The 24,979-nt window shown below is 66.5% G+C and carries 24 protein-coding genes and 1 pseudogene; 13 read left to right on the top strand and 12 right to left on the bottom strand.

Annotation, left to right across the window (positions count from 1 at the left end; translation table 11 throughout):
- Positions 1-19: 19 nt before the first annotated feature.
- The gene (locus LY41_RS09185) at positions 20-1,066 is read right to left on the bottom strand and encodes an NAD(P)/FAD-dependent oxidoreductase (RefSeq protein ID WP_372493167.1); all 1,047 of its coding nucleotides are present in this window, start codon (positions 1,064-1,066) and stop codon (positions 20-22) included.
- A 162-nt stretch (positions 1,067-1,228) separates the two neighbouring features.
- Here LY41_RS09185 and LY41_RS09180 point away from each other — a divergent pair, with 162 nt between their 5' ends.
- Positions 1,229-2,626, top strand: coding sequence for a class II fumarate hydratase (locus tag LY41_RS09180; RefSeq protein WP_253863443.1), 1,398 nt, complete (start codon positions 1,229-1,231; stop codon positions 2,624-2,626).
- Positions 2,627-2,669: 43 nt separating this feature from the next.
- Here LY41_RS09180 and LY41_RS09175 read toward each other — a convergent pair whose 3' ends face one another.
- Both LY41_RS09175 and LY41_RS09170 read right to left on the bottom strand, forming a co-directional pair.
- A complete protein-coding gene (locus tag LY41_RS09175; protein WP_253863442.1) occupies positions 2,670-3,497 on the bottom strand; it encodes an ABC transporter permease in 828 nt (275 codons plus the stop codon).
- Positions 3,497-4,468, bottom strand: coding sequence for an ATP-binding cassette domain-containing protein (locus tag LY41_RS09170; protein ID WP_253863441.1), 972 nt, complete (start codon positions 4,466-4,468; stop codon positions 3,497-3,499). The genes LY41_RS09175 and LY41_RS09170 overlap by 1 nt, the downstream gene beginning before the upstream one ends.
- A 100-nt stretch (positions 4,469-4,568) precedes the next feature.
- On the opposite strand from LY41_RS09170, the gene LY41_RS09165 reads away from it, so the two are divergent.
- Entirely contained in the window at positions 4,569-5,312 is a 744-nt protein-coding gene (locus tag LY41_RS09165) for a TetR/AcrR family transcriptional regulator (protein ID WP_253863440.1), read from the top strand.
- Between the two features lie 12 nt (positions 5,313-5,324).
- Here the strand turns inward: LY41_RS09165 and LY41_RS09160 are convergent, their stop codons facing one another.
- Positions 5,325-5,903 (bottom strand): TetR/AcrR family transcriptional regulator, encoded by a 579-nt coding sequence (locus LY41_RS09160; protein ID WP_253863439.1) that lies wholly within the window; start codon positions 5,901-5,903, stop codon positions 5,325-5,327.
- A gap of 121 nt (positions 5,904-6,024) precedes the next feature.
- Here LY41_RS09160 and LY41_RS23855 point away from each other — a divergent pair, with 121 nt between their 5' ends.
- A complete protein-coding gene (locus LY41_RS23855) occupies positions 6,025-7,071 on the top strand; it encodes a DMT family transporter (protein ID WP_253863438.1) in 1,047 nt (348 codons plus the stop codon).
- Complete coding sequence (locus LY41_RS09150; RefSeq protein WP_253864057.1) at positions 6,972-8,447, top strand: ATP-dependent DNA ligase; 1,476 nt, start codon at positions 6,972-6,974, stop codon at positions 8,445-8,447. Before LY41_RS23855 ends, LY41_RS09150 begins: the two co-directional genes overlap by 100 nt.
- Before the next feature lie 123 nt (positions 8,448-8,570).
- Here LY41_RS09150 and LY41_RS09145 read toward each other — a convergent pair whose 3' ends face one another.
- From LY41_RS09145 to LY41_RS09135, 3 genes are read right to left on the bottom strand one after another with little or no spacing between them, the layout of a single operon-like run.
- Positions 8,571-9,203: a GntR family transcriptional regulator gene (locus tag LY41_RS09145; RefSeq protein WP_253863437.1), complete on the bottom strand. Its 633-nt coding sequence runs from the start codon at positions 9,201-9,203 to the stop codon at positions 8,571-8,573.
- Complete coding sequence (tcuA, locus tag LY41_RS09140; RefSeq protein WP_253863436.1) at positions 9,200-10,672, bottom strand: FAD-dependent tricarballylate dehydrogenase TcuA; 1,473 nt, start codon at positions 10,670-10,672, stop codon at positions 9,200-9,202. Before tcuA ends, LY41_RS09145 begins: the two co-directional genes overlap by 4 nt.
- 48 nt (positions 10,673-10,720) lie before the next feature.
- The gene (locus LY41_RS09135) at positions 10,721-11,641 is read right to left on the bottom strand and encodes a LysR family transcriptional regulator (RefSeq protein ID WP_253863435.1); all 921 of its coding nucleotides are present in this window, start codon (positions 11,639-11,641) and stop codon (positions 10,721-10,723) included.
- Positions 11,642-11,884: 243 nt separating this feature from the next.
- Between LY41_RS09135 and LY41_RS09130 the strand changes: the two genes are divergently transcribed.
- Genes LY41_RS09130 through LY41_RS09120 form a run of 3 tightly spaced genes read left to right on the top strand, consistent with a single transcriptional unit; the run spans position 11,885 to position 16,155 of the window.
- Positions 11,885-13,018, top strand: coding sequence for a PrpF domain-containing protein (locus LY41_RS09130; RefSeq protein WP_308292221.1), 1,134 nt, complete (start codon positions 11,885-11,887; stop codon positions 13,016-13,018).
- A 44-nt stretch (positions 13,019-13,062) separates the two neighbouring features.
- The gene (locus LY41_RS09125; RefSeq protein ID WP_253863433.1) at positions 13,063-14,166 is read left to right on the top strand and encodes a Bug family tripartite tricarboxylate transporter substrate binding protein; all 1,104 of its coding nucleotides are present in this window, start codon (positions 13,063-13,065) and stop codon (positions 14,164-14,166) included.
- Between the two features lie 15 nt (positions 14,167-14,181).
- Positions 14,182-16,155 carry a tripartite tricarboxylate transporter permease gene (locus LY41_RS09120; RefSeq protein ID WP_253863432.1) on the top strand — a complete coding sequence of 658 codons (1,974 nt, stop codon included), beginning with the start codon at positions 14,182-14,184 and terminating at the stop codon, positions 16,153-16,155.
- Between the two features lie 130 nt (positions 16,156-16,285).
- Here the strand turns inward: LY41_RS09120 and LY41_RS09115 are convergent, their stop codons facing one another.
- The gene (locus tag LY41_RS09115; RefSeq protein ID WP_253863431.1) at positions 16,286-17,701 is read right to left on the bottom strand and encodes an MFS transporter; all 1,416 of its coding nucleotides are present in this window, start codon (positions 17,699-17,701) and stop codon (positions 16,286-16,288) included.
- A gap of 61 nt (positions 17,702-17,762) precedes the next feature.
- Between LY41_RS09115 and LY41_RS09110 the strand changes: the two genes are divergently transcribed.
- Positions 17,763-18,299 (top strand): winged helix-turn-helix transcriptional regulator, encoded by a 537-nt coding sequence (locus tag LY41_RS09110; protein WP_253863430.1) that lies wholly within the window; start codon positions 17,763-17,765, stop codon positions 18,297-18,299.
- Between the two features lie 231 nt (positions 18,300-18,530).
- On the opposite strand, the pseudogene LY41_RS09105 reads toward LY41_RS09110, so the two are convergent.
- Positions 18,531-18,788: pseudogene (locus LY41_RS09105) on the bottom strand (VOC family protein); the annotation flags it as partial.
- Positions 18,755-20,188 carry an NsdA family TPR-like regulatory protein gene (locus LY41_RS09100; protein ID WP_486352037.1) on the bottom strand — a complete coding sequence of 478 codons (1,434 nt, stop codon included), beginning with the start codon at positions 20,186-20,188 and terminating at the stop codon, positions 18,755-18,757. The pseudogene LY41_RS09105 and the gene LY41_RS09100, both read right to left, overlap by 34 nt.
- Before the next feature lie 572 nt (positions 20,189-20,760).
- On the opposite strand from LY41_RS09100, the gene LY41_RS09095 reads away from it, so the two are divergent.
- The 4 genes from LY41_RS09095 to LY41_RS09080 all read left to right on the top strand — a co-directional run bounded on the left by LY41_RS09095 (position 20,761) and on the right by LY41_RS09080 (position 22,786).
- Positions 20,761-21,066 carry a hypothetical protein gene (locus LY41_RS09095; RefSeq protein ID WP_253863428.1) on the top strand — a complete coding sequence of 102 codons (306 nt, stop codon included), beginning with the start codon at positions 20,761-20,763 and terminating at the stop codon, positions 21,064-21,066.
- Between the two features lie 345 nt (positions 21,067-21,411).
- Positions 21,412-21,666, top strand: a complete 255-nt coding sequence (locus LY41_RS09090) for a hypothetical protein (RefSeq protein WP_253863427.1) — start codon at positions 21,412-21,414, stop codon at positions 21,664-21,666.
- The gene (locus tag LY41_RS09085) at positions 21,663-22,403 is read left to right on the top strand and encodes a DddA-like double-stranded DNA deaminase toxin (RefSeq protein WP_253863426.1); all 741 of its coding nucleotides are present in this window, start codon (positions 21,663-21,665) and stop codon (positions 22,401-22,403) included. Before LY41_RS09090 ends, LY41_RS09085 begins: the two co-directional genes overlap by 4 nt.
- The gene (locus tag LY41_RS09080; RefSeq protein ID WP_253863425.1) at positions 22,400-22,786 is read left to right on the top strand and encodes an Imm1 family immunity protein; all 387 of its coding nucleotides are present in this window, start codon (positions 22,400-22,402) and stop codon (positions 22,784-22,786) included. The genes LY41_RS09085 and LY41_RS09080 overlap by 4 nt, the downstream gene beginning before the upstream one ends.
- Positions 22,787-22,880: 94 nt before the next feature.
- On the opposite strand, the gene LY41_RS09075 is transcribed toward LY41_RS09080, so the two are convergent.
- Both LY41_RS09075 and LY41_RS09070 read right to left on the bottom strand, forming a co-directional pair.
- On the bottom strand, positions 22,881-23,318 hold the full coding sequence (locus LY41_RS09075; RefSeq protein ID WP_253863424.1) for a VOC family protein: 438 nt from the start codon (positions 23,316-23,318) through the stop codon (positions 22,881-22,883).
- A 1-nt stretch (position 23,319) separates the two neighbouring features.
- On the bottom strand, positions 23,320-23,922 hold the full coding sequence (locus LY41_RS09070; RefSeq protein WP_253863423.1) for a DinB family protein: 603 nt from the start codon (positions 23,920-23,922) through the stop codon (positions 23,320-23,322).
- Between the two features lie 61 nt (positions 23,923-23,983).
- Here LY41_RS09070 and LY41_RS09065 point away from each other — a divergent pair, with 61 nt between their 5' ends.
- A complete protein-coding gene (locus tag LY41_RS09065; protein WP_253863422.1) occupies positions 23,984-24,973 on the top strand; it encodes a helix-turn-helix transcriptional regulator in 990 nt (329 codons plus the stop codon).
- The last annotated feature ends 6 nt before the right edge of the window (positions 24,974-24,979 follow it).

Here is a 24,979-nt window from a genome sequence, read left to right as displayed (position 1 = left end):
AGGTCACGGCAGGCCGCCCTCAGCCGCTGGAGTGGCCGGGAAAGAGATGGGCCGACGGGTCGAGTTCCACGGCGATGTTGTTCACGGCGGTGGCTGCCTCGCCGAAACCCGTGGCGATGAGCTTGACCTTGCCCGGGTAGGCCGCCACGTCCCCGGCGGCGTAGATCCGCGAACGTGCCGTCGCCATGGTCGAGTCCACGGTGATCGAACGCTTGTGGACCTCCAGTCCCCAGCTCTCGATCGGCCCGAGGTCCGCGGTGAATCCGAGCGCGGCGACGACCGTCTGCGCGGGCAGCACCTCCGGCCGGACCTCCTTGGTGTCGCGGTCCTTGATCTCCAGTGACACCTCGGCGAGCGCGCCGTCGGCACCGCCTCGCAGTTCGGCGACCTCGGCGTCGGTGATGATCCTGATCCCGGCCTCGCGCGCCTCCTGGATGATCGATTCGACCGCGCGGAACTTGGCACTGCGGTGCACGAGTGTCACGCTGCGGGCGACCGGGTGCAGCGCGAGCACCCAGTCGAACGCCGAGTCGCCCCCGCCGACGACCACGACATCCTTGCCCGCGTGCTCATCGAGCGCGGGCACGAAGTGCACCATGCCGTTGCCGAGCCAGCCGTCCCCCGCGGGCAGTGGTCGCGGGGTGAATTCGCCGATGCCCGCCGTGATCAGCACCGCCTTGGCGCGTACGGCTTCCTCGCCCGATTCGCCGTCGAGAGTCATCGTGAGCTGCTCGCCGTCGTCGTCGAGGCCGTGGGCCTTGCGGCCGAGCAGATACTGCGGGTCCCACTGGTTCGCCTGCTCGACGAGTCCTTTGACGAGATCACGTCCGCGCACTCCGGGGAACCCGGCGACGTCGTAGATCATCTTCTCCGGGTACATGGCCGTGATCTGCCCGCCCGTTTCGGGCAGCGAGTCGACGATCGCCGACGACAGCCCGCGGAACCCCGCGTAGTAGGCCGCGAACAGCCCGGTCGGTCCCGCTCCGACGATCAGCACATCGACTTCGGTGGTCCGAGTCGCATCGGTGGTTCGATTCGTTTCGGTGGTCTCCGTTGGCTCGGCCATGGGCGCACCGCCCCTTCTGCCGTTTGATGGGTGACCTTGGTGTTGATCGTAATACCGTCACCGCGGCGTTGTGATCACCGCGACAGCTGGGAGGCACCCGTATCGGCGACGTGCCGCACGCCACGGGGCGCGGTCTGCCGGTGCAAGAGCAGACTGGGGACCATGGCAGAGCAGGAATTCCGGATCGAACACGACACCATGGGCGAGGTCAGGGTCCCGGCCGATGCCCTCTACCGCGCACAGACGCAACGCGCCGTCGAGAACTTCCCGATCTCGGGCGGAACGCTCGAACGCGCCCAGATCAGGGCACTCGGCCTGCTCAAGGCGGCTGCTGCCCGGGTGAACGCGCGCCTCGGCGTGCTGGAGGGCGACCTGGCCGCCGCGATCGCGCAGGCCGCCGACGAGGTCGCCGAGGGCCGCCACGACGACCATTTCCCGATCGACGTCTTCCAGACCGGTTCGGGCACGTCGTCGAACATGAACGCCAACGAGGTCATCGCCACGCTCGCCTCGCGCGCGCTGGGCCGCGACGTGCACCCGAACGACCACGTCAACGCCTCGCAGTCGTCGAACGACACCTTCCCCACGACCATTCACGTCGCCGCGACCGAGGCCGTGCTCACCGAGGTCGTCCCGGCACTGGAGCACCTGGCGACGACGATCGAGCAGCGTGCGGCCGAGTGGTCGGATGTCGTGAAGTCGGGGCGCACGCACCTGATGGACGCGGTCCCGATCACCCTGGGCCAGGAGGCCGGCGCCTGGGCGACTCAGGTGCGGTTCGGCATCGAACGCCTGCGCAGCGGACTGCCGAGGCTGGGTGAGCTGCCCATCGGCGGCACGGCGGTCGGTTCGGGTCTGAACGCTCCCGCAGGGTTCGGTTCGGCCGTCGCCGACGAGCTCGCCAAGGTGACCGACCTGCCGCTCGCCGAGGCGCGCGATCACTTCGAGGCGCAGGCTTCGCAGGACGGTGTGGTCGAGACCTCCGGGCACCTGCGGACCGTCGGCGTGTCCCTGAACAAGATCGCGAACGACCTGCGCTGGCTCGGTTCCGGACCGCGCACGGGCCTTGCCGAATTGGCGCTGCCGGATCTCCAGCCGGGGTCGTCGATCATGCCGGGCAAGGTCAACCCGGTCATCCCGGAGGCGACGCTGCAGGTGGTGGCGCAGGTGATCGGCAACGACGCGGCCGTGGCGTTCGCCGGGTCGCAGGGCAACTTCCAGCTGAACGTGAACCTGCCCGTGATCGCGCGCAACGTGCTGGAGTCGGCGCGGTTGCTGTCGGCCGTGTCGCGGCTGCTGGCCGACAAGGTGTTCGCGGGCCTGACGGTCAACACCGACCGCACGCAGGACTACGCCGAGGGCTCGCCGTCGATCGTGACGCCGCTGAACGCCTACATCGGCTACGAGGAGGCGGCGGCCGTGGCCAAACAGGCCCTCAAGGAGCTGAAGACCATCCGTGAGGTCGTGCTCGAGCGCGGCTACATCGAGCAGGGCAAGCTCACCGAGGCCCAGCTCGACGAGGCTCTCGACGTGCTCGGCATGGCCCGCGGCGGGAAGTGACGCCCGGCGTGGGGCTGCCGACCGAGGCGGCCCCACGCCGACCTCAACGGCCGAGCCGTCGCCAGGTGCGCACGGCCAGCGGCAGGAACACCGACGTCAGCAGTACGGGCCAGAGCACGGCCGGCCACGGCGCGGCAGCCGCGACCCACGAGCTTCCCGCGCCGGGAGCACCGAGCAGCTCGCGCACGGCTTCGACGGTTCCGGTCAGCGGGTTGACCTCGGCGGCCACGCCGATCCAGCGCGGCATGGTGGCCGTGTCGACGAACACGCCGGACAGCATCAGCAGTGGCCACACGGCGACCTGTACCGCGCTCACGGCCTCCTGACTGCGCACCCGCAGGCCGACGAACATGCCGAGCCACAGCATCGCCAGTCGCAGCAGCACCAGCAGACCCAGCACGGAGCCCCACGTCGGAAGGCCGGCGTCGGGACGCCAGCCGAACAGCAGGCCGGCGACGACGATCACGACCAGCCCGACCAGAGAGTTCAGCAGATCGGCCGCGCACCGCCCGGTGAGCACGGCCGCGCCGGACACCGGCAGCGAGCGGAACCGCTCGGTCACTCCTCGGGACGCGTCGAGCGACACGGCCGTCATCGTGGACTCGAGTCCGAAGAACATCGTCACGGCGAGCATTCCCGGCATCACGAAGTCCACATAGGACCCGCCGGTCGACTGACCCAGCGCCCCGCCGAGCAATCCGACGAACATCGCGAGCACGAGCACCGGGAACAGCCAGCCGAACACGATGACACCGGGACGGTTGCGCCAGTGCTGCAGCTCCCGCAGGGCGATCGTCGCGACGTCGGCGAGTCCCTGGCGCAGCCCGCCACCTGCCAGGGGCGCCGTCGAGACAGTTGTCGAGGTCGTCATCAAGCGAGCGCCTTCCCTTCCGCACCGGAGCCGGTCAACTCGAGGAACGCGTCGTCGAGCGTGGGCGTGCGGATCGCGACGTCGGCGAGGTCGACGCCTGCGTCCCGCACAGCACCGACGACGTTCGCCAGCGCGCCGCCGCGGTCGGCGACCGGCACACTCACCCGCCCGTCGACCACGTGGGCCTCACCGCTCGCGAACGGGCGCGCGAGGACGGCGATCCGGTCGGCATCGACCCGATCGGCCGGAGTCAGTTCGAGCAGGTCGTCGCCGACACGCGCCTTCAGCATCGCCGGTGTGCCCTCGGCGACCACCCTGCCATGGGCGACGAGGGAAACGTGGTCCGCGAGCCGATCGGCCTCCTCCAGGTACTGGGTGGTGAGCAGCACCGTCGTGCCGCGGGACGCGAGGTGCCGCAGGGAGTCCCACACGTCCCGCCTGGCCGCCGGGTCGAGCCCGGTCGTGGGCTCGTCGACGAACAACACCTCCGGCGCAACGAGCAGGGCCGCCGCGAGGTCGAGCTTGCGGCGCATTCCGCCCGAGTAGACCGCCAGTCGTTGTCCCGCGGCATCGGTCAGTCCGAACCGATCCAGCAGTTCGTCGGCCCGGTTCACCGCCCCGGCCCGCGACAACCGGCCGAGCCTGCCGAACATCACGAGGTTCTGCCTTCCGGTGAGGTCCTCGTCGACAGCGGCGTACTGGCCGACCAGGCCGATCCGGGCCCGCACGGCACGGCCGTCGGTGCGCACGTCGTGCCCGGCCACTCGCATGCTGCCGGAGTCGTGTTCCAGCAGCGTCGTCATGATCCGGATCGCGGTGGTCTTGCCCGCGCCGTTGTGACCCAGTAGCCCGTGCACGGCCCCGCGGTCGACCGTGAGGTCGAGGCCGTCCAGTGCGGGGGCCGTGGCGCCGGCATACGCCTTGCGTACACCGGCCGCTTCGACGGCGGGTGTACGCCCATGATCTGACATCTGCCCCTCCAGGTTTCCGTACAACTTACCGTACAGCGTACGTAACACCGTACGGTAAGTTCGGCACGGAAGGAACTCCGCCAGCCGGAAGGAACCCGACGTGGCCAGAGGAACCCCGGTCGCCGACCTGACGCGGAGCATCTATCTGCTGTGGGGGCACCACCCGAAGCCCGGCCGCTCGGGACTCACCGTCCCCGCGATCGTCGAGGCGGGCACCGAGCTCGCCGATGCTCACGGCCTGGCCGCGGTGTCCATGCGCAAGGTCGCCGAGCATCTGGGCGTGGGCGCGATGTCGCTGTACGGCTACGTCCCCGGAAAAGAGGACCTCACCGCACTGATGACGGACGCGGCCTACGGCGAGCTCTACGACGACGTCACCGCACCCACCGAGGCGGGAGACTGGCGCGAGGCGATGAGGTTCGTCGCACGCCGCAACTGGGAGCTGTACGAGCGGCACCCGTGGCTGCTCGAGGTGCGCTCACCCCGCCCGGACCTCGGCCCCGGTGTCGTCGGCAAGTACGAGGCCGAGCTGCGCCCGCTCGACGGGATCGGACTGTCCGACGTGGAAATGGACAGCGTGCTGGCGCTGATCCTCGGGCACGTCGCGGATTCGGCCCGCACGCACGCACAGCACGTGCGGGACAACACCGGCATGACCGATGCCGAGTGGTGGGACACGGTCTCGCCCGTGCTGGGTCAGGTGATGCGGGACGAGAACCTTCCCGTGTCCGGGCGGGTCGGCGCGACGGTCGGCGCAGAGTTCCAGGCCGCCACGAATCCGGAGCACAACTTCACCTTCGGTCTCGAAGTCATCCTCGACGGCGTGCAGGCACGCCTCGGCTGACGCCGAACCACTTCACAGGGCGGCGTCGAGCAGCTGCCGCGCGGCGTCCCTTGCTCCTGCCACCGCCCCGGCGACGACGTCGAGCGATGCCGCCACCGTGGCGCCTTCGAACAGCATGAACAGGGACGCCGCAAGCTTGCGCGGGTTGCGCGCACCGGTGTCCCGCACGAGCTGCCGCAGGTAGTCGAGCACCCACTGCTTCTCGCCCGCGATCGCCGGGCGCGCCGGATGATCCGGGTCGGGCAGTTCGGCCAGCGCGTTGACGAACGCGCACCCGCGCGGGTTCTCCGCTGCCATCCACGATTCGAGCGCGTCGAACATCAGCAGCACCCGCCGGCGGGGGCCGAACCTGCCGGACTGTTCGACGACCCCGGTCACGTGCGCGCGCCAGCGGACGTCCCTGCGTTCGAGGTACAGCCGGACGATGGCGTCCTTCGAGCCGAACCGGTCGTAGAGCGTCTTCTTCGTGACCCCCGCCTCCGCGGCGATCATGTCCACGCCGACGGCGTGGATTCCGTTGTCGTAGAACAGTTTCTCCACGACCTCGAGCACCCGCTCGGCCGCGGGCGTCAACGCCGGCTGCTCGGTCATGGCCCCCACCCTACCCCACCACATGCCACGACGACTTCCTTGACGGTAAACAGATCGGTCTAGTACGAGTAGATATACCGGTCGGTTTACTTGCCGTCGGTGACCGACCCGAGGAGGATTTGTGGGCACGTCACGCACCGACGCCGGACTCGCCGTGGGGTTCGTACTGCTCTGGAGTTCCGGTTTCATCGGCGCGACGATGGGCACCGCCCTCGCGAGCAGTGCCACCCTGCTGGCCTGGCGGTTCGCAGTGGTGACCGCACTGCTGGGCCTGTGGTGGCTGACCTTCCGCCGGAGGCGGCTTCCGCTGCGTGACGTGGGCGTGCACGCGCTACTGGGCCTGTTGACGCAGGTCGGCTACCTGTCCGGGGTCGTGTGGTCGGCCGAACTCGGCGTCCCCGCGGGCACCTCGGCCCTGATCGCGGCGCTGCAGCCGATCGTCGCCGCGGCGCTGTCCGGCCCGCTGCTCGGCGAGCGCACCTCGGCGACGCAGTGGCTCGGCCTGGTCCTCGGTCTCGGCGGCGTCGCGCTCGTCGTATCGGGCGACCTCGCGGGCAGTGCACCGGCTCTCGCGTACGCGCTGCCGCTGCTGGCGATGCTCAGTCTCGTGGCAGGCACCTTCGCTCAGCGCAGACTCCCCTCCCACCTCTCGCTCCCCGAATCGCTGCTGATCCAGGCCGCACTGTCGGCCGTCGTGTTCCTGTCCGTCGCCGGCTTCACGGGTGAGACGGCGCCGCCGATGTCGGGCGAGTTCTGGTTCGCGATCGCCTGGTTGGTGGTGCTGTCGACGTTCGGCGGCTACGGGTTCTACTGGGCCGTCGCGCGGCGCGGTTCGGTGCGCCGCGTCTCCACCCTGCTGTACCTGACGCCGCCGACGACGATGCTCGCCGCGCTGCTGATGTTCGGCGAGCCGGTGACGGCGGAGGGCCTGGCGGGGCTCGTGGTCTGCTTCGGCGCGGTGCTGCTCGCGCTGCGTTCACCACGCGGGACGTCGAGGTCTCGCGCGAAGATGGCCACATGCACCTCGACCCCCTGCCCCTCGACAGCGTCGTCCGCGCCTCCGGCGAGCTGGCCGCCACGCGATCACGCAAGGCCAAAACCGCGATCCTGGCGGACCTCCTCGACCGCGCGTCGGCGAACGAGCTCGCACCCGCGGTCGCGTTCCTGACCGGCGCGCCGACCCAGGGCCGCATCGGCGTGGGATGGCGCACCCTGCGCGGACTGCTGGGGCGGCCCGCGGATACGGCCACCTTGACCGTCACCGAGGTCGACGCGCTCCTGGGCGAGGTGGCCGCCACCAGCGGCAGCGGGTCGACCTCCCGCCGCTCCGAACTGCTGTCGGGCCTGCTGAGCCGGGCCACCAGCCGGGAGCAGGACTTTCTACTGCGCCTGCTCACCGGGGAACTGCGGCAGGGCGCGCTGGAGGGCGTGATGATCGAGGCGATCGCCTCCGCCACCGACGTTCCGGGTGACCTGGTGCGCCGCGCGGTGATGCTCTCCGGCGGGCTGGCAACGACCGCCGCGGCTGCGGCCGCAGGCGGACAGCAGGCGTTGCGGGCCTTCCGCCTCGAACTCGGACGACCGGTCCGGCCCATGCTCGCCTCGCCTGCGGAGTCGCTCGACCAGGCCGTCGACGGCGTCGGGGAGCCGATCGTCGAGTACAAACTGGACGGCGCACGGATCCAGGTTCACCGCGACGGCGACGAGGTGCACGTCTACACCCGCACGCTGCGTGAGATCACGCAGCGTGCGACCGAACTCGCCGACCTCGTGCGCGGACTGCCGTGCACGTCGGTGGTCCTCGACGGTGAAACGCTCGCCCTGACCGACGACGGCAGGCCGCGGCCGTTCCAGGAGACGATGGCGCGATTCGGCAGCACGCGGCAGGCGCAGGTCAAGGCGCTGCTCCTGCGGCCCTACTTCTTCGACTGCCTGCACCTCGACGGCGCCGACCTGCTCGACGCGCCGCTTCGCAGCCGGCGGGAGGCGCTGCGCCGGGTCGCGGGCGAGCACGTGATCCCCGGCGAGATCGCACCGGCCGACGCCGCGGCGGTACTGGAATCGTCGCTCGACGCGGGCCACGAGGGCGTCATGGTGAAGGACCCGGACACGCCGTACGCCGCGGGCAGACGCGGGCGTGCGTGGCTGAAGGTGAAACCGTCGCACACGCTCGACCTCGTCGTCCTCGCCGCCGAATGGGGCCACGGCAGGCGCACCGGCTGGCTGTCCAATCTGCACCTCGGCGCGCGCGATCCGGACGGCGGCGAACCGATCATGGTCGGCAAGACGTTCAAGGGCCTGACCGACGAGCTACTGGCGTGGCAGACCCGCCACTTCCCCACGTTGGAGCGTGGCAGCGACGACTGGACCGTCCACTTGCGACCGGAACTGGTCGTGGAGATCGGACTCGACGGCGTGCAGACGAGCAGCCGCTACCCCGGCGGCATCGCGCTGCGGTTCGCCAGGGTCTTGCGCTACCGACCGGACAAGGAACCGTCCGACGTCGACACCATCGACGACGTGCGCTCCATGCTGCGGGGTTGACCGCAGCCAGGGAACGGGGAGGGACAGCGGGTCCGGATCGGTGCCCGTAGGATTCGATCGCTCAGTCGTAACCGCCGGGACCGGAGAGCCGGTGGCCGGGCAGCAGTAGCAAGGCAGGTGCGTTCAGCAGCCCCGGCCTTCCCGTTCGCGAAGCGCGGACTCGAGATGCTTGCGCATACTTTCGGCCGCCGCGTGGGCATCGTTGGTCTCGATGGCTCGCACGATCTCCTCATGCTCTTCCAAGGACACGTGCCAGCGCGCGTCGGACCTCAGCGTAGTCGGAGCGATGCACATGGACTGCACACCGTATTTCTGGTTCGCTTCGAGAAGGAATGGATTCCCACAGGCGTTCCAGATCTCTTCATGGAACTGGTAGTTCAGGTCCCTCCGAAGCAACGGGGTCGCTTCGGGCACGTCACGCTGCTGCGCGGCCGCTCCTCGAATCCTCATGATCGCGTTCTCGCTGCGCCGCATGGCTGCGAGACTGCACGCCTTCGTCTCCAACATGGTGCGCATCTCATAGAGTTGGCCGACTCGTTCGTCATCCCAGACGGTGACTTGAGTGCGTCGGTTCCGCCGTTCGGCCAGGCCGTCCTTGACCAAGCGAGCCACTGCCTCACGCACCGGAGTGCGTGAGGTGCCCACAAGGCTGGCCACAGCTCTCTCGTTGAGGTCGAAACCCTGTTGAAGCGATCCGTCGAGAATCTCGGCCCGCAACTGCTCGTAGACCGAATCGACCTGCGAGTGCTTATTCACGAAGCCGCGCACCGCCCTGCAATACGTCCGAACACTATCCCTGCCGCGAGTCCTGAACCACCAGGGTAGTTCTCGCTGAAAAGTCCGCCGAGTGCCTCGCCGCAAGCGAATAGGCCTGGGATGGCGGTTCCGTCCGACCTTAGTACACGCGCCTTGTCGTCACCCTTCAGGCCGCCAAAGGTGAAGGTTATGCCGCAAGTAACAGGATAAGCGTAGTAAGGTGGCTCGGAGATCGGGTTCGCCCAGTTCGACTTCACGGGGTCCGTCCGTGCTGCACGGCCGTCCTTCGAGTTCGGATCGAAGTCCGCCCGAGTGTCGATGGACTTGTTGAAGGTCGCGACAGTGTCGAGCAGCCCACTCCGTTCGATCCCCGCCTGATCAGCCAATTCCCCCAGGGACGAACTGATGTGCTCGCCTACGCCAGGGACCTCGTACTCCTCCGAGCGGAGCATCGGTCGTAGTCGTGCGTCGAAGATCTGCCAGGCGACAGCGCCAGGCTGTTGGAGAACCTCTTTGCCGTACTTGGCGTACGTGAGATTGCGGAAGTCCGCCCCCTCATCAAGGAAACGCCGTCCCTCCCGGTTGACGATGATCCCGAGAGGGTAGCTCTGACGGGTCAGCCTGTTGGTTACCTCGAAGTTCGATTCGTTGTCGTCGAAGCCAGCATCCCACTGAGTAGCATGACAGGAGCTCCAGTCGCCTCCCTTGGCGGCGCCGAGGCGAAGAGCTGCCTGCAGCACCGTTCCGGTGTTGTACGGGGTTCCTCGCGTGATCGCGTGTCGCCAATGCGGCCCCAGGTACTCGGCGCGCATGTCTCTGCTTGCCTCGAACCCTCCACTGGCCACAACGGTCGAAAACGCCCGGACCACGTGCCGGCTACCGTCCTGTTCGAAGACAGCCCCGGTCACGGCACCCTTTTCCGAGAGGAGTTCAGTAGCGCGCGCTCGGTACAGAACTTCGACACCGCTCGATTCGGCGATCGAGAAATGGTCTCGCATGAGACCCTCGCCGCCGTCGGTGTTTCCGACGTGGAGCCCTCCCCAGAAGAGGTAGCTGCCATCGGGTCGCTGGTATGCCTGACGTTCGTACAACAGGCGGTACTGCATCCCCTTTGCCTTCAACCAACGCATGTCCTCGGCGATGTTCGAGACCAGAGTCCTCGTCATCTGGGCGTCGTTCCTACCCCCTGTGACCTTGTCGAGGTCGCGAGCGTAGTCCGCTGCGGTGTATGGCGGGACTTCACTGCGGTCATGCCGCTCGTCGGCGTCGACAAGGTCTTTCAGACTGCCCAAGCCCTCGTGCGTGATACGCGTGGCCCCTGCCGTGAAGTAGCTGTTACCCCCGGCTTGCGCCTCGGGCGCGGCCTCGAGCACGAGAACTGATCTGCCTTCACCCCGTGCTGCGTGTGCAGCACACATCGCGGCGTTTCCGGCGCCGATGATGAGGACATCAGTCGATATGGTGGACATTCAGCTCCTTTGGTATACCAAACTGGTAGTTCACCATGCCAACGGAGCTTATCGACTGTCAAACCTCGCCTGCCGGAGCCGCGCCACATCCATGAGGATGGAACGAAAGGCGACTTCGGCCGGTGAGTAGACACGCTCTTCACGCTGAGCCATGAGCACGCTCCGCACCGGGGCGTGCTCTCCGAGCGAGAGGACGCGGACATCCGGGTGCTGCACGGCTACGGCGCTGCGCGGGGCCATCGCCACACCGATGCCGACGCTCACCATCGCCTGCGCTTCTTGATAGTTGTTCGCGTACAAGGTGATCGAAGGGCGGAACCCGGCGCCTTCGGCGGCACGCTCGAGGACTTCGACGACAGGGTGCCGATTCGCCCGGACGACCCAGGACTCGCCGGCGAGCTCCTCCAGGCGGACCTCGCTTCGCTCGGCCAGCGGATGATGCTTCGAGACGAGGATGACCGACTCCTCCTTGAAGAGTTCCTCGACGCGCACGCCGTCGATGCGTACCGGATTCCAGGGATACTCCCAGAGGCAGCAGATGTGTGAGCGTCCTCGCTCCAGGTCTTCGAGCAGGACGTCGAACCGTCCACTCGTCAAAGACAGGTCGATCGCCGGGTACCGAGACTTGAAGGCCTCAATGACCTCAGGGAGGAACGAGGCGGCGATCGTGGGGAAGGCACCCACGACGAGGGAGCCGCGATGACCTTCGAGGAGGTCCTTGAGATCGGCCTCCGCGGCATCGAGTTGATGAAGCACCTTGCGCGCGTGACTGGCCAGGATGTGGCCAGCGTCGGTAGGAGCGATTCCTCGAGAACGCCTCCGCAGCAGAGGCTGGTCGACTTCGTGTTCAAGCTTCTTCAGCTGCTGGGACACGGCCGACGCTGTGTAACCGAGTTCGTCGGCAGCCGCGGTGATCGAGCCGGACTCCACAACACGGACGAGGACAGCAAGTCTTTGAGGGCTCAGCATGACACCAGACTAAAGCCACCGTTAACACATAGCGAGTACCTCTAAAAGCTGCTTCACCCGTGCATTAAGCCAGCACCACGGGGGAGCTCACCTCGGCTGACGAGTGTCAGCAAGCGAAGCTCCAGCACCACCTGGGAGCCGCCTTAAGCATTAATGAAACCTACTGCAGATACTTAACATTGTGTTAATCAGAGACGACACTCAGACTGCCTACGACTTACGGCGCCGTGATTGGGGCAGGTTGTGGAGATCGCTGCTACGTGGATGCGTGGAGGGACCAGCAAATGCTGGGTCTTCGAGGTGGAGGACATCGAGAAGACGCAGCTGACTCCCGATGAGCTCTTACCCCGGATCTATGGAAGCCCCGACCACCGGCAGCTGGATGGAGTGGGCGGCGCGACGTCGACGACCAGCAAGGCGGTGCTGGTCTCGCAGGACCGGAGCGGAGACGTCGACGTCATCTACACCTTCGCACAGGTCGGCATTGACGAGTTCAAAGTCGACTGGGGCAGCAACTGCGGCAACTGCTCGACCACGGCCGGCCTCTACGCCGTGGAGAACGGGTGGGTGGAGTTGGCCGATGGCGTGACGCATGTGCGGACGTACAACACGAACAGCGATCAGGTCATCGTTCAACGTGTGCCGACGCCGGGCGGAAAACTTCCGCAGGTACTCGATGCCATGATCCCGGGGACGGTGTACCCGGGGTATGAGGTCGGCCTCGGCTTCATCGAACCGGCGGGAAAGACCACGGGGAGGCTGCTCCCGACAGGGCATGCTCGCGAGAAGGTGGACATTGCCGGGACGACCTACCCGGTGACGATGGTCGACGCCGGCGCGCCCACCGTGATCCTGCCAGCAGACGCCCTCGGGCTCCACGAACTGCCATACGCCCAGTGGCGCACAGCAGTGCACCCCATCCTCGATGAGCTCGACCAGATCCGGCGGGCCGGAGCTGTGGCCATGGGGTTAGCCTCCACTCGAGAGCAGGCTCAACGGGCGGTTCCGAAGCTGGGCATCGCAGGACCCGCAAGAGATGCGGAATGCGACCTGGAGGTCCTCATGCTGTCGATGGGGCGGCCGCACCCAGCCATGCCGGTAACGGGAAGTGTGGCGATGACCATGGCGGCCTTCACCGGCGGCACACTTCCCACAGGGCTGATAGATCCCCGAATCCTTCCCGGCACCCTCCGCCTCAGGACACCTGCAGGCGTCCTGAACACCTTCCTCGATGATGCCGACGGTGAAATGCTGGTCGGAACCAATCGCACCGCTCGAACATTGGCATCAGCCCGCCTTCACCTTCCGCAAGCACGCGCGGACTCTTCGGCCAACAGCCGAACCGAAGGGCCGCAGTCCTGCGTTCTGCCGGCTTGAACCGAATCGGCTCACACAGCACGAGGACTCGTCAAGGAGGCGCAATGGCAGCGCACATTTCTCGTAGACAGTTCCTGATCGCGAGCGCATTGGGAGGCGCCACCGCGGCGCTGACTTCCTGCGCACCTGGCCAGGCTGCGTACAAGCCTTCGGGACCCGGAATAGTCGACGTGGTCGTCCCGTATGCCACCGGAGGCGGTACCGACACCTGGGCTCGCTTTGTAACCCCGTACTTCGCCGACGTGCTCGACGACGTCGAACGATTCCAGGTGTCGAATATCGCGGGTGGCCAATCTGTAACGGGTACCAACGCATATGTCGATGCCGGGGTGAACAACGGCCGATACCTACTGGTCTCCTCTGGCACAACCTACTTCAACGGCCTCCTCGGCAAAGGCGACATCCAGTACGACTTCACGGACATGTCTCCTTTGGTCCTTCACGGCACCGGTGCCGTGATGTATGCCAATGCGAACAGTGGGATCGAAAAGATGGAAGATCTACTGGATCGCGGCCGCGAAGCCACATTCGGAGGAATCTCCGCTGCCGGTCTGGATCTGATTCCCGTGCTTGCCGTGAAGGTACTCGGCGGCGATGTAAACGGTGTCTTCGGATTCCAGGGCAATGGGCCTGCACGGCTGGCGATAAATCGTGGTGAAATCGACGTCGGTTTCGATACCACATCCAGCTACCTGAGCCAGATCAAGCCGAAGGTAGAAGCTCAGGAAATGCACCCGCTGTTATCCGTGGGAGTCCCCGACAAGCAGGGGAAAGTAACCAGAGACCCCGCGATGCCGGAGATCCCCACCCTTGAAGAGCTGTACCGCAACATCCATGGCCGCGAGCCGTCCGGGCAGGCTTACGAGGCGTACCACGCCTTTGTGACGTCCGGATTCTTTTACCAGAAGGGCCTATGGTCGAGCACGGGAACCGATGGGCAGCTGGTCGACAAGTATGCCGATGCCGTCGAGATCCTCAATTCTGATGAGCGGTTCATCGAGGAAGCAGCCGGCGCACTCGGCGGTTACGAAATGATGCCGGGCCGGGGAAACGCTGAGAACTTCCAAAGGTCCATGACGATCGACAGCAATACCCTCGATTTCGTCAAAACATTTCTCAACGAAGAGCACGGCGCTGCTTTCGAATGATGAAGAGGAATATCCATGCTTGAAGCGGCCAGTTCGGCCCTGGCGAACTTCGCAGACCCAGCAATGCTCCTGTACCTGGGTGCAGGTGTCGTTGTCGGCCTGATCATCGGCGTCATCCCCGGACTCGGCGGCACCGGCGCGGTCGCTGTTCTCCTGCCATTCGTTTTCGTGCTCGAACCAAACCAGGCGATTGCGATGATCATAGGCGCCGTTGCCGTGGTGCATACGTCTGACGTGATTACATCCGTCGTTTTGGGAATTCCGGGTTCGGCATCAGCCGCGGTATTCCTGCTCGACGGGAACAAGATGGCGAAGAAGGGCCACGGCGGCCGGGCGCTGTCCGCCAGCTTCCTCGCCTCCACCATCGGCGGTTTGATCGGGATCGTCGCACTGACTCTGGTCATTCCCGTTGCTCGTCCAGTCGTGACGGCGATGGGGTCTCCGGAGATCCTGATGCTGATCGTTTCCGGAATCTTTCTCACTGTTCTTCTATCGAAGGGCAATATGGTCAAGGGCCTGCTCATCGCTGCCTTCGGCCTGGCCCTGGGGATGGTGGGGGTGTCACCGGTATCTGCTGAGTACCGCTACACCTTCGGCTCCGACTACCTCACGGAGGGTTTTGCACTTGTCGCGGTCGCGCTGGGCATCTTCGGAGTCGCGGAGATCATCCAACTTGTTGCCCGACGCGCAACGGTGGCTGACACGGAGATGTCCTTCGGGCACGGGTGGGCTCGGGGTGCACGTGATGTCCTGAGGTACAGCGGTGACGTTCTCCGCGGGTCTGCTGTTGGTGTGGGATCCGGCCTGCTGCCCGGGGTCGGTGCGACCGCAGGGGCGTGGCTTGCCTACGGCCAGGCTCAGGCGGTCGGCGGACGCAAGAAGGGCGCCAAATTCGGCGAGGGCGATCCACGCGGTGTCATCGCTCCATCAGCAGCCAGTAACGCCATCGAATCCGGAGCGCTAATCCCCACGCTGCTGTTCGGCGTTCCTGGTGCCGCTCCTTTCGCTCTGCTGCTGGGCGTCTTGCTGATCTTCGGGATTCAGCCTGGACCCAACCTGATCGAACAGGAACTGGACCTGGTCTACTTCATAGTCTGGTCGTTCGCCTTCGCCGCGATCATCGGCGCAGTCCTCGCCCTGTTCTTGGCCAGGCCGCTCGCCCGGCTGAGCTTCGTCCGATTCCCGATCTTGGCCGCGGCCCTGATTCCGATTCTGTTCATGAGCGGGTTCCAAGAGCCGCTCAACCTCAATGTCTTCTATGTGATGCTGACCCTCGGCGTGATCGGCTGGGTCTGCAAGATCGCCGACATCCCCCGGGCGCCATTCCTCATCGCGTTCGTCTTGGCGATACCGCTGGAACGCTACTACTTCATCACGGTCGAGGCCTTCGAACCCGGCGAATGGATGACGCGCCCGTTCGTCCTCGTCGTGGCACTGATCCTTGCCGGAGCCACCGTCTACTCGATCTACAAGCACAGGAAGACGAGCTCTCCGGACGATCCCGGATCACAGGAGGGCGGTGATTCCGAATCCTCTGAATCATCGGCTCCGCTCTTCGTGCACGTCGCCGTCAGCGTGGCCGCGCTGATCTTCTTCTCCGTGGGACTGTTGCTGGCGTTCAACTTTTCCGCCACGGGCCGGCTGTTCCCGCTGGTCGTGGGAATCGCCGGTCTGCTGCTGGGTGGCCTGTCACTGTTCAAGGACCTTCGGGCCGTCCGGGTGGCAGGAAGTTTCGGACGGTTGAGCGGCCCGTTCACCGATCAGCTCAAGTTCGTGGGGATATCGCTCCTCTGGATCCTGGGCTTCATCGGACTGGTGTTTCTGTTCGGAATGTACGTCGGCACAGCAGTATTCTCATTGGTTTTTCTACTGACTGTCGCGCGAATGAAGATCATTGCTTCGGTGATCTACACGGCGTCCATCGTGGGGACGCTCTATGCGCTCGTAACGTTTGCTGAGCTGGTGGCACCCGTGGGGTGGTTGCTCTGACTGCGATCGAGCTTGCCCCACCCGCGAGTCCTCCCGACGGCACGGCTCGCGCCGAGACCGGCCGTCGCACGAGCCGTGCGGTGAGCGGAAACCAGGCGGAAAGTCCCGACGTCCCCACGCTGGATCCGTCTCATCCATGGTCCTGCCCTGGAGCACTTCGGTACAGGGCCAGCACGGCGGCAGCCCCGGCGAGCGACAGCGTTCCGGTCAGTACGGCCACGTGGTTCCAGCCCGACAGCTGGGCGGCGAGGTCGCCATCCGGGGCGGAGGCGAGTACACCGACGACGGTGACCCCGACGGAGGCCCCGACGTAACGGGTCGTGTTGTTCATCCCGACCCCGGCGGCGGCACGGTCGGGCGGAACGGTGGCGGTCGCCTGCCGTCCCAGACCGGCATTGAGTACACCGGTGGCCACGCCGGCCACGAGCAGACCGGGCACCAGCCGCGCACCGGTCGAACCGATACCCAGTCCGGTGAGCAGCAGCAGGCCGACACCCGTGGCAGCGAGGCCGATCGCCAGCTGCACCGTTCCGCCCAGCCACGTGGCCAGCTTGCGGCTGAGTACGGCGGAGACAGCGCTCGTGCCGGACCAGAGCACGAGCAGAGCGCTCGCCTCGAAGGTGCTCATTCCCATGCTGGTGACGAGGAAGGTGCAGGCGAACGACAGCAGGGCGATCACACCGGCGCCCGTGGCGGTCGCCGCGACCGTGGCGGCCACGAAGTCGCCTCGGCGAAAGAGCCCGAAGTCCACCATGGGCGATCGGCCGCGGAGCTGGCTGACGGCGAAAGCCGCCAACGTCGCCACCGCACCACCGCCGCAGATCAGAGCCGGGGTGAGACCGCCCAGGCGCACTTCGACCAGTGCGACCAACCCCAGTCCCAGTCCGCCGGTCAGCAACGCGGCGCCGAGCAGGTCCAGGCGCCTGCCCGGAATCACCGCCGTCTCGGCGAAACACCATCGCGCGGCGACGGCGATGCCCGCCCCGACCGCGGCGAGCAGCCAGTAGGGCGCGTGCCACAGCTCGGCGAGATCGAACAGGCCGGTCAGCAACGGGCCGAGCGCGATGCCCAGCCCCATGCTGGCGCCCCACCAACTCGCGGCGGTCGAGCGAGCTCCGGCGTCGCCGGTCACCGCGGCCACGAGCCCCAGTCCGGTGGCGATCAGACCGGCCGCGCCGACGCCTTCGACGACGCGGCCCACGACGAACTGCGTCGCCGTGGTGGCGGTGGCACACACGACGGAGCCACCGACGAAGATCCAGGCGCCGAGCGTGAAGACCCTGCGGCGGCCGGACTGGTCGGCCAGCGCCCCTGCCGTCAGCAGGCTCACCGCAAGACCGGTGCTCATCGAGCTCAGGATCCACAGAGTGGCTCCCGGCGGGGCGGCCAGCGCGGCGGTGACCGTCGCCGCGTTCCCCAGGGGACCCGAGTAGGCCAGCATCGCCACGAACGTGCTGAGCGACGTCAGTGCCAGCGCCCGGGCGAACGACCCACGTACCCCGGCTGCACCCGGGGACACGGAAACGCGCAGATTTGGTCTGTTCACGAGACCACGATGACACAGAAGCGGTCTGGTGAACAGACCACCCCGCCGGTACGATGGAGATGTGGCACTGGGAACCGGATACGACCAGCAGGGCTGCTACCTCGCCCGCGCATTGGAAGTGGTCGGTGAACGCTGGACCCTGCTGATCCTGCGCGACTGCTTCTACGGCGTACGCCGCTTCACGGACCTGCGCGAACACCTCGACATCTCCCGCGCCGTACTCACCGACCGGCTCGACACCCTGGTCGCCAACGGCGTACTTACGCGGGAGGGCTCGGGCGGACATCCGGAGTACCTGCTCACCACGGCAGGCCGGGCGCTGTGGCCCACGATCTTCGCCCTGTCCAAGTGGGGCGAGCAGCACACGACTGGTTCGCACCCAGCCCGACTCTTCAGCCACGCGGCGTGCGACACCGACATCGACGACGCCGGGCAATGCCGCACGTGCGGCCGGATTCCCGGCCCCGAGGACCTCGTCGTCCGCCCCGGCCCCGGCGCAAACGCGATGCGCCGCAGCGATCGGGTCGCCCGCGCCCTGGAACGCCCCCACCACATGCTGACCCCGATCGACCCCGCGGCGGACCCGATCACCGAGTGAGCTGATTGCGGCGTCGCCGACCGAACCTTCCCGCCGGACGGACCCGTTGGCGCAGCACAATCGACCCGGCACGCCGCGCGGTCACGGCAGAGCAGCCGACGACCGAGCGGTCGGCGCAGCAGTCGACGATCGAGCGGATGGTGATCAGCCACAGTGGACAGCCACAGTGGAAAACCGTCCACCGGGCCTGCACCTGCGCTCATCCGCACCGCGCCATCGGCCGCCGCCCCGTCAGTCCAAACAGAACTCGTTACCTTCGGGATCGGCCATCACGATCCATCCGGCACCGAGCGGCGGGGCCGGCTCGAACCGTTCGAGTCGCTTCGCGCCGAGCGCGACCAGCCGCCGCGCCTCCTCCTCGAGCGCCGCCATCCGCGACTCCCCTTCGAGCCCCGGCGCGCCGCGTACGTCGATGTGCAGACGGTTCTTGCCCGCCTTCTCGAGGAATAGCCCTCCTACGAGTCGCGCCGGATCTCGTTCAGCACCTCGCGGAAGTCCGCTCCCGCAGTCGCGCCATACGTGTCCAGCTCAGCGGACACCTCGCCCGCAACCATCAGGAGCGACGGCCGGCTCTTGCGACCGTGCTGGAGTGCCCGTATCCCCAGCGCATTGGCCTCCTCTACGTCGCCCCGCCTCGCAGCGATCACTGCGAGAGTCAATTGCGCTTCGGCGTAGCGCATCGGCGACACCAACTCACCCTCGGAACTGACACTACGGCGCACGACTTCCTCTGCGTTGCGTTGCGCAAGCTGGTCCTCACCAACGATGCGGTAAGTGTCCATCGCATAGAAGTCCCATTTGTCCGGGTCCACCACGAAATGGTTTTCCGGCCTTTCTGGGTATGGAATCCTACCGAGAAGTGAACTTCCTTTCTCAAGCGCCGTATGCACCTCTTCGGCCATGCCCATGCGTGCGTAAGCTTTCGCCTGCTGACCGTAGAGCTGCACGGCAACCGACTCCGAAGGGGCAGCTAACGTGCCCGCCTCTGCCGCAGGGATGACCGCACGATATCTCCCACTGGTCAAGTTGAACCACGCGAGCATTTCGTGAGCCCACCCGACTATAGCCGGGTCACCTGATTCCTTACCCATTTCCATTGCCATACGTCGGGTGGCGTCCGCTGCACGCACATCACCCAGGTCATACTCGAGGCAGCCTACAAGTAGCGCCAACATGCCGGCATTGTTCAAAACGTCCCGATGCTGCGAAAGAGTAATTCGATTCGCGAGCAGTTCGGTCATTTTGTCAAGCCAACCCTTTGCCGTCTTCGCCAGATCACCTGCGTCGGCGTGCGGATAATCGCAACACAGCTGTTCGACGGTGATATTGAGCGCGTCGATTGTAGACGTATTTATGTCCGACTGCCGAACCCGCTGAAGAAGTTCCAGCGTGTCCATCCCCGTGTTGACGACAAGTAAGTTATCGCTGTCATCCGGCGCAGCCAGGCCAGCATGCCTCGGCACCAGTCGACTCTGCCCCGGAAAGTCGAACCATAGCAACTGCTGCGGCAGGTGGAGAATTCGGGCGTAGTTTCGCAAAATTTCTAGATTTTGCTCCGGACTGCCGTTCTCCAGCTTACTCACCTGCGCCTGAGTGAGGCCGAGCCACCGCCCAAGCAATTCCTGATTGAGAGCCTTTCCGAACAACTTCACGTGTCGGGGATGGTTCCGGTAAGCCTTCAACACCTTACCGATATGTTGACTTTCAAACGCCGCGCGAAACTCATCGGTATCGAAAAATTCGTTTCGCAGCTGAGCTGGAGGGGTTCGTAGCTGGTCACGCTGCTCCCTGTGGCACCGACCGCACAGGCGAGCGGTGTTGTCGGCGGCAAGTACCGTCCCACATCCTTGGCACCGGCGCCCGTGCGCCGCGCCACCAGCCGCGCCCATCAACACCCCCTGGAGAGTGGTCCGTCTCGCGTCTGATCAGCGTACATAGAGCCTCGGACGGTCACCAGCGGGTGACGGCGACAAGTGCGAATTCAAGCCGCGCACGTCGAGCACGCATGGCCATCCGGCACGCTCGGACCAGGCGATATTCCGGGGTCGACTTGACGCATGCCCAGGTCGATATAGAGCCCCGTGGCCTCCACTTGCACGGTTTCCACAGACCCCGAGACCAACCGCAAGGGCAGACAACCTCCTATGACGCAACCCCGAGTATCGGCGCGACCGGCATGATCGTCACCGCCTCACTGACCACAGGTGTCGCACGAGCCGCACACGGGATGACGGACTATATCCGGCTCATCGCGGACACCTACAGCCCGAAACGGGACTTCCCGGGATGGACCTGATCTTAACGGCACCACTGTCGCCGTTTTCCCTCGCATGACGGCGGTTCCCGCCGGAAATGCGCGCGGTCCTTCTTGAGTGGCTGCCAACCCGAACGCGACCGACGTGCGTTCAATGGCGAGCGCATGACGCGTACTGAGGATTCCGCCTGTCTTACGAGGTGAATTATGACCACGATCCCTACTCGCCGGCTCTACACCGGATGGTTCCTCGCCATCGATGACGAGCACGAGCATGCCGTGACCGACGAGGAGTTCAGCCGCACCCGCGCCGGTGGCGGGCTACCGGAGGCCGTGTGCGGCCACGCGGTATCGATCGCCTCGTGCATGAGTCCGCCGGGTCCGCACTGCCATCGCTGTGAGCGCTACTTGGCCGCACGCGAGACTTTCCCGGACCTGGCTACCCGGCTCGACCCCGGACGCCATGTACATCGCAAGCCATCGCTTCTACGACGCCTGTTCCGGGCAGGTTAGGGCCTACAACACGCCAGAACCAGCCGATGAGACCTGACGTCGAGACCGAAGCGACCCATATCGCCGCGAGTGCGCTATGGCTGCCCGTCTGCTGATGCCCGAGCCGCAGTGGACTCGTGAGGAGTGGCCCGGTGATGCCTGGCCGGGCTACTTCTCCCGCGCCACTCTGCACCGGGTCGAAGTGGCCAACTCGGAACGGCTCGCTCGAACTCTGGTCCTCGCGGGTTGCGGAGCTGTGGCCGTTCGACCGCGCAGCGGTGCCGATTACGGCTGGTGCACACCATGCCGCAAGTGCTTCCCACACCGGCAAACGACTGAATACACGCCCGATCCCCGGAGGTACGTATGAACATCCAGGAACAAGCGCAGCAACTCGCGGCACTCGCCGACCAGGTACCGGACGGCCAGGCACAAGCCATCGTCGGCGAGCTGGAAGGGCTGCGTCAGCAGGTCGCCGCTGTTCTCGGTGACACGAGCAGTGCTCAGGAGATTCACGGCGCGATCGGCCAGGCAGTCGAACAGCTCACCAATGTCAGCGCCATGCTGGAACAGGTCAAACAGGTCGTCGTGGAGAAAGCAAATCACCATCAGCAAGGATGAGCCTGCACGACGACGCCGAACGGCTACGTCAGCTCGCGGAGGTCGTGCCGATCGGCCAGACACTCGAGGTCGCAGGACAGTTGGAGACAGTCGGCCACGCAGTCGCCGATATCCTCCCCGACCTGGAACTACTTGACCTGATACGTCGGGCCCTGGCCGAGGCCGAAGCGGCCGCGGACGGGTTGGGGCACCTGCAACAGGTCCTCCAGCAGGTCGCCGGACGTCATGTCGGCGGCGAATCGGCGCAACCGAGCACGACGCCGGTAACAGCGTCTGCGCCGGATCCAGCGCCCGGGATCCGGCACGAAGGCTCGGAGTACTCGTCCGATGCAGCGTGGGCGGTTGCCGACCTGCCCCGCCGTGTCGGTGACAACCAGCAACACACCGTTGCCCGCATCAAGATCGGCGGCACAGAGATACCCGGCACCTTCGAGTCCAATCGACCCGATGCGTGGGGACGAGAGGCTCGGACACGACTCACTGAGCTCGATATCGATGCGCCGCGATACGTTCCGTACCACGTGGAGATGCGGGCAGCCGCGATGATGATCCATAGCGGTGTCCGAAACGCCGAAGTTGTCATGAACAACGTGCCATGCGGTTACCGGGCGCGATTCACCGGATGCCACCAGGTGCTCGCGCGGTTCCTGCCGCGCGATTGCACACTGACCGTGCACGGTACCGACCAGCAGGGCCGACCGTTCCGATTCACCTACCGAGGGAGTGCCCAGCGATGACCACCCTGCTCCTCGACGACAACACCGAGGTTCAGTCCGTCGCCGATATATCCGCTGTACTGCGAGAACAGGCCCAAGTGACCCGCGATGTGCCGCCCACAATGACCCTTAAGTCCGGTGACGCCGAACTGATCGTGGGCGTGCGGGGCAACCGAGCAGTGCTCTACTGGATGACCTACAGCGATGATGACGCCGTAGCGACCGGTGGCACCAACCCCGAGCCAGTGTCGTACGGACACCAGCAGATCCTCATGCCCGCCTATACCGAGATCGCGCTGGAGAACGCCATCGAAGCGGCCGTTGTGTTCGCGAGATCTGGCCAGCGGCCCGAGTCCGTGACATGGGCCCTGTACGTGGACGAAATCGAGCGCAGCGTCGATTAGACGCACCCACAACGCCCGACCAGCATCGAAGGGAACCGCAGCCAAGCTGTATATCTGCCGGGTGCCGCACTCCGTCAGTCGAAGCCACGCCCCGTCAGTCCAAACAGAACTCGTTACCTTCGGGATCGGCCATCACGATCCATCCGGCACCGAGCGGCGGGGCCGGCTCGAACCGTTCGAGTCGCTTCGCGCCGAGCGCGACCAGCCGCCGCGCCTCCTCCTCGAGCGCCACCATCCGCGACTCCCCTTCGAGCCCCGGCGCGCCGCGTACGTCGATGTGCAGACGGTTCTTGCCCGCCTTCTCGTCCGACACTCGTTGCAGAAAGATCCGCGGGCCGTCGCCGTCCGGGTCGACGATCGCGTTCGCGTCGTTCCACCTCTCCTCCGGCACGCCCATCGCGGCGAGCGCCTCGTTCCACGTCGCGTGCCCGCCGGGCGGGTCCATCTGCCGGTAGCCGAGCACGTCCGCCCAGAACGTGCCGAGGGTTGCCGGGTCGGCCGCGTCGATTGTGAGCTGCAGCTCTCGTGCCATGTCACCGCTCCGTGTGGGTGTAGAGATCGCGCAGGAGCGCGACCTCGGCGAGGTGGTGGATGAGTTCCCGGTTGATGTGAAGAACGAGACGGGCCATCGAACTGTCCGCGAACGGCCCCTCGGCCGCACCGCACGGCTGCGCGAGACCGTCCTCGCCCAGCGCCTCGACCCCGGCGATCCACGTCGCGTACTCGGCGTCGAGCTGTGCCAGCGCCTCGCCGGCCGTCTCGGCGTACTCGAACGAGACGTAGTCCGTCGCCGCGCGGCCGAAGTGCGAAGCGTTGCGCATCGCGAGCACGCCCACGATCACGTGCCCGAGGCGCCAGGCGATCGTCGTCACCGGTTCGGGCTCGGGCGGCGGAGCGGCGAAGTCGATGGTCATCGCACCGGAGCCACCCTGGATGGGCGCCGTACTCGTGCCCCGCGGCCGGACGTTCCACGCGCCCGGAGCGGGTTCCCGGAAGTACTCGTCGTCGGTCAGCCCGTCGAGGCGCGGCCGGATCTGATTGTCCCAGTGCCAGGTGAGCTGGTCCCGCAGCACCGCGTTCCACCCGCCGACCGCCTGCGGAGCCGTCGATTCGGTTCTGAATGTCGATTCGGTCATGAACCCAGTCTCGCGTGAAATGCGGACAGTATCGGTCCGCGATGTGTGCCAGGATTCGGACATGACCGTCGAGGCGACCACCGAACGGGTGTTGCGGCTGCTGGAGCTGCTGCAGCGCAGGCCCGTCTGGACCGCGACCGAGCTGGCCGCCGAACTCGCCGTCACGGACCGGTCGGTGCGCCGCGACATCGAACGACTGCGGGCGCTCGGCTATCCCGTGCAGGCGACGGCGGGCGTCGGCGGCGGGTATCAACTCGGCGCGGGCACCCGGCTTCCGCCCCTGCTGCTCGACGACGCCGAGGCGATCGCGACCGCAGTGTCCCTGCGCGTCGCCTCCGGCGGCACGGTCGCGGGCACCGGCGAGGCCGCACTGCGCGTGCTGGCCAAGCTCGACCAGGTGATGCCACCCCGGCTGCGCAGCAAGGTCCGCGCCGTGCACACGGCAACCGACACGCTCGTCGCACCCGGCGCCGAGATCGACCCCGACATCCTGCTGACCCTCGCCAAGGCGTGCCGCGACACGGTGCGCGCCCGCTTCGGCTACACGACGATGCGCGGCGACGCCGGAACCCGCACCGTCGAACCCGTGCGCATGGTCGCCACGAGCCATCGCTGGTACCTCATGGCGTGGGACGTCGACCGCGACGACTGGCGCACGTTCCGCCTCGACCGCATGCACGACGTGACCGCCACGACCTGGCGATTCCACCCGCGCGAACATCCCGACCCCGTCGCCTACGTGCAGGAATCGGTGACGGCCTCGCCGTACCGGCACACCGCGCGCGTACGGGTCCACGCGAGCGCGGACCGGGTCGCCGCCTACGTGCCGCCACAGGCCGCGCGCGTCACCCCGGAGACCGACGAGCAGCCCGGGACCGGTGAGCGCTGCCTGCTCGTCTCGGGAGGCGACGACCTCGACCTGATCGCCCTGCACCTCGGCCGGCTCCCGTTCGACAGCGAGATCCTCGGACCACCCGAGCTGCGCGACGCCGCCGGGCGCCTGGCCCGCAGGCTGTCGGGCATGGCCGCGGCACCGGACCGGGACGCGTGACGGCCG

The sequence above is a fragment of the Prauserella halophila genome (genome assembly GCF_024171895.1).
GTDB lineage: Bacteria > Actinomycetota > Actinomycetes > Mycobacteriales > Pseudonocardiaceae > Prauserella > Prauserella halophila.
Note: the sequence above shows the minus strand (reverse complement) of the source record. Positions and strands in the feature narration are given on the sequence as shown.

What these genes read in the sequence shown, in the direction of transcription:
- LY41_RS09185 (WP_372493167.1), bottom strand. Translation starts at nt 1,066, where the DNA reads ATGGCCGAGCCAACGGAGACCACCGAAACGAATCGAACCACCGATGCG.
- LY41_RS09180 (WP_253863443.1), top strand. Translation starts at nt 1,229, where the DNA reads ATGGCAGAGCAGGAATTCCGGATCGAACACGACACCATGGGCGAGGTC.
- LY41_RS09175 (WP_253863442.1), bottom strand. Translation starts at nt 3,497, where the DNA reads ATGACGACCTCGACAACTGTCTCGACGGCGCCCCTGGCAGGTGGCGGG.
- LY41_RS09170 (WP_253863441.1), bottom strand. Translation starts at nt 4,468, where the DNA reads ATGTCAGATCATGGGCGTACACCCGCCGTCGAAGCGGCCGGTGTACGC.
- LY41_RS09160 (WP_253863439.1), bottom strand. Translation starts at nt 5,903, where the DNA reads ATGACCGAGCAGCCGGCGTTGACGCCCGCGGCCGAGCGGGTGCTCGAG.
- tcuA (WP_253863436.1), bottom strand. Translation starts at nt 10,672, where the DNA reads ATGTCCACCATATCGACTGATGTCCTCATCATCGGCGCCGGAAACGCC.
- LY41_RS09135 (WP_253863435.1), bottom strand. Translation starts at nt 11,641, where the DNA reads ATGCTGAGCCCTCAAAGACTTGCTGTCCTCGTCCGTGTTGTGGAGTCC.
- LY41_RS09125 (WP_253863433.1), top strand. Translation starts at nt 13,063, where the DNA reads ATGGCAGCGCACATTTCTCGTAGACAGTTCCTGATCGCGAGCGCATTG.
- LY41_RS09120 (WP_253863432.1), top strand. Translation starts at nt 14,182, where the DNA reads ATGCTTGAAGCGGCCAGTTCGGCCCTGGCGAACTTCGCAGACCCAGCA.
- LY41_RS09100 (WP_486352037.1), bottom strand. Translation starts at nt 20,188, where the DNA reads ATGGGCGCGGCTGGTGGCGCGGCGCACGGGCGCCGGTGCCAAGGATGT.
- LY41_RS09095 (WP_253863428.1), top strand. Translation starts at nt 20,761, where the DNA reads ATGACCACGATCCCTACTCGCCGGCTCTACACCGGATGGTTCCTCGCC.
- LY41_RS09090 (WP_253863427.1), top strand. Translation starts at nt 21,412, where the DNA reads ATGAACATCCAGGAACAAGCGCAGCAACTCGCGGCACTCGCCGACCAG.
- LY41_RS09085 (WP_253863426.1), top strand. Translation starts at nt 21,663, where the DNA reads ATGAGCCTGCACGACGACGCCGAACGGCTACGTCAGCTCGCGGAGGTC.
- LY41_RS09080 (WP_253863425.1), top strand. Translation starts at nt 22,400, where the DNA reads ATGACCACCCTGCTCCTCGACGACAACACCGAGGTTCAGTCCGTCGCC.
- LY41_RS09075 (WP_253863424.1), bottom strand. Translation starts at nt 23,318, where the DNA reads ATGGCACGAGAGCTGCAGCTCACAATCGACGCGGCCGACCCGGCAACC.
- LY41_RS09070 (WP_253863423.1), bottom strand. Translation starts at nt 23,922, where the DNA reads ATGACCGAATCGACATTCAGAACCGAATCGACGGCTCCGCAGGCGGTC.
- LY41_RS09065 (WP_253863422.1), top strand. Translation starts at nt 23,984, where the DNA reads ATGACCGTCGAGGCGACCACCGAACGGGTGTTGCGGCTGCTGGAGCTG.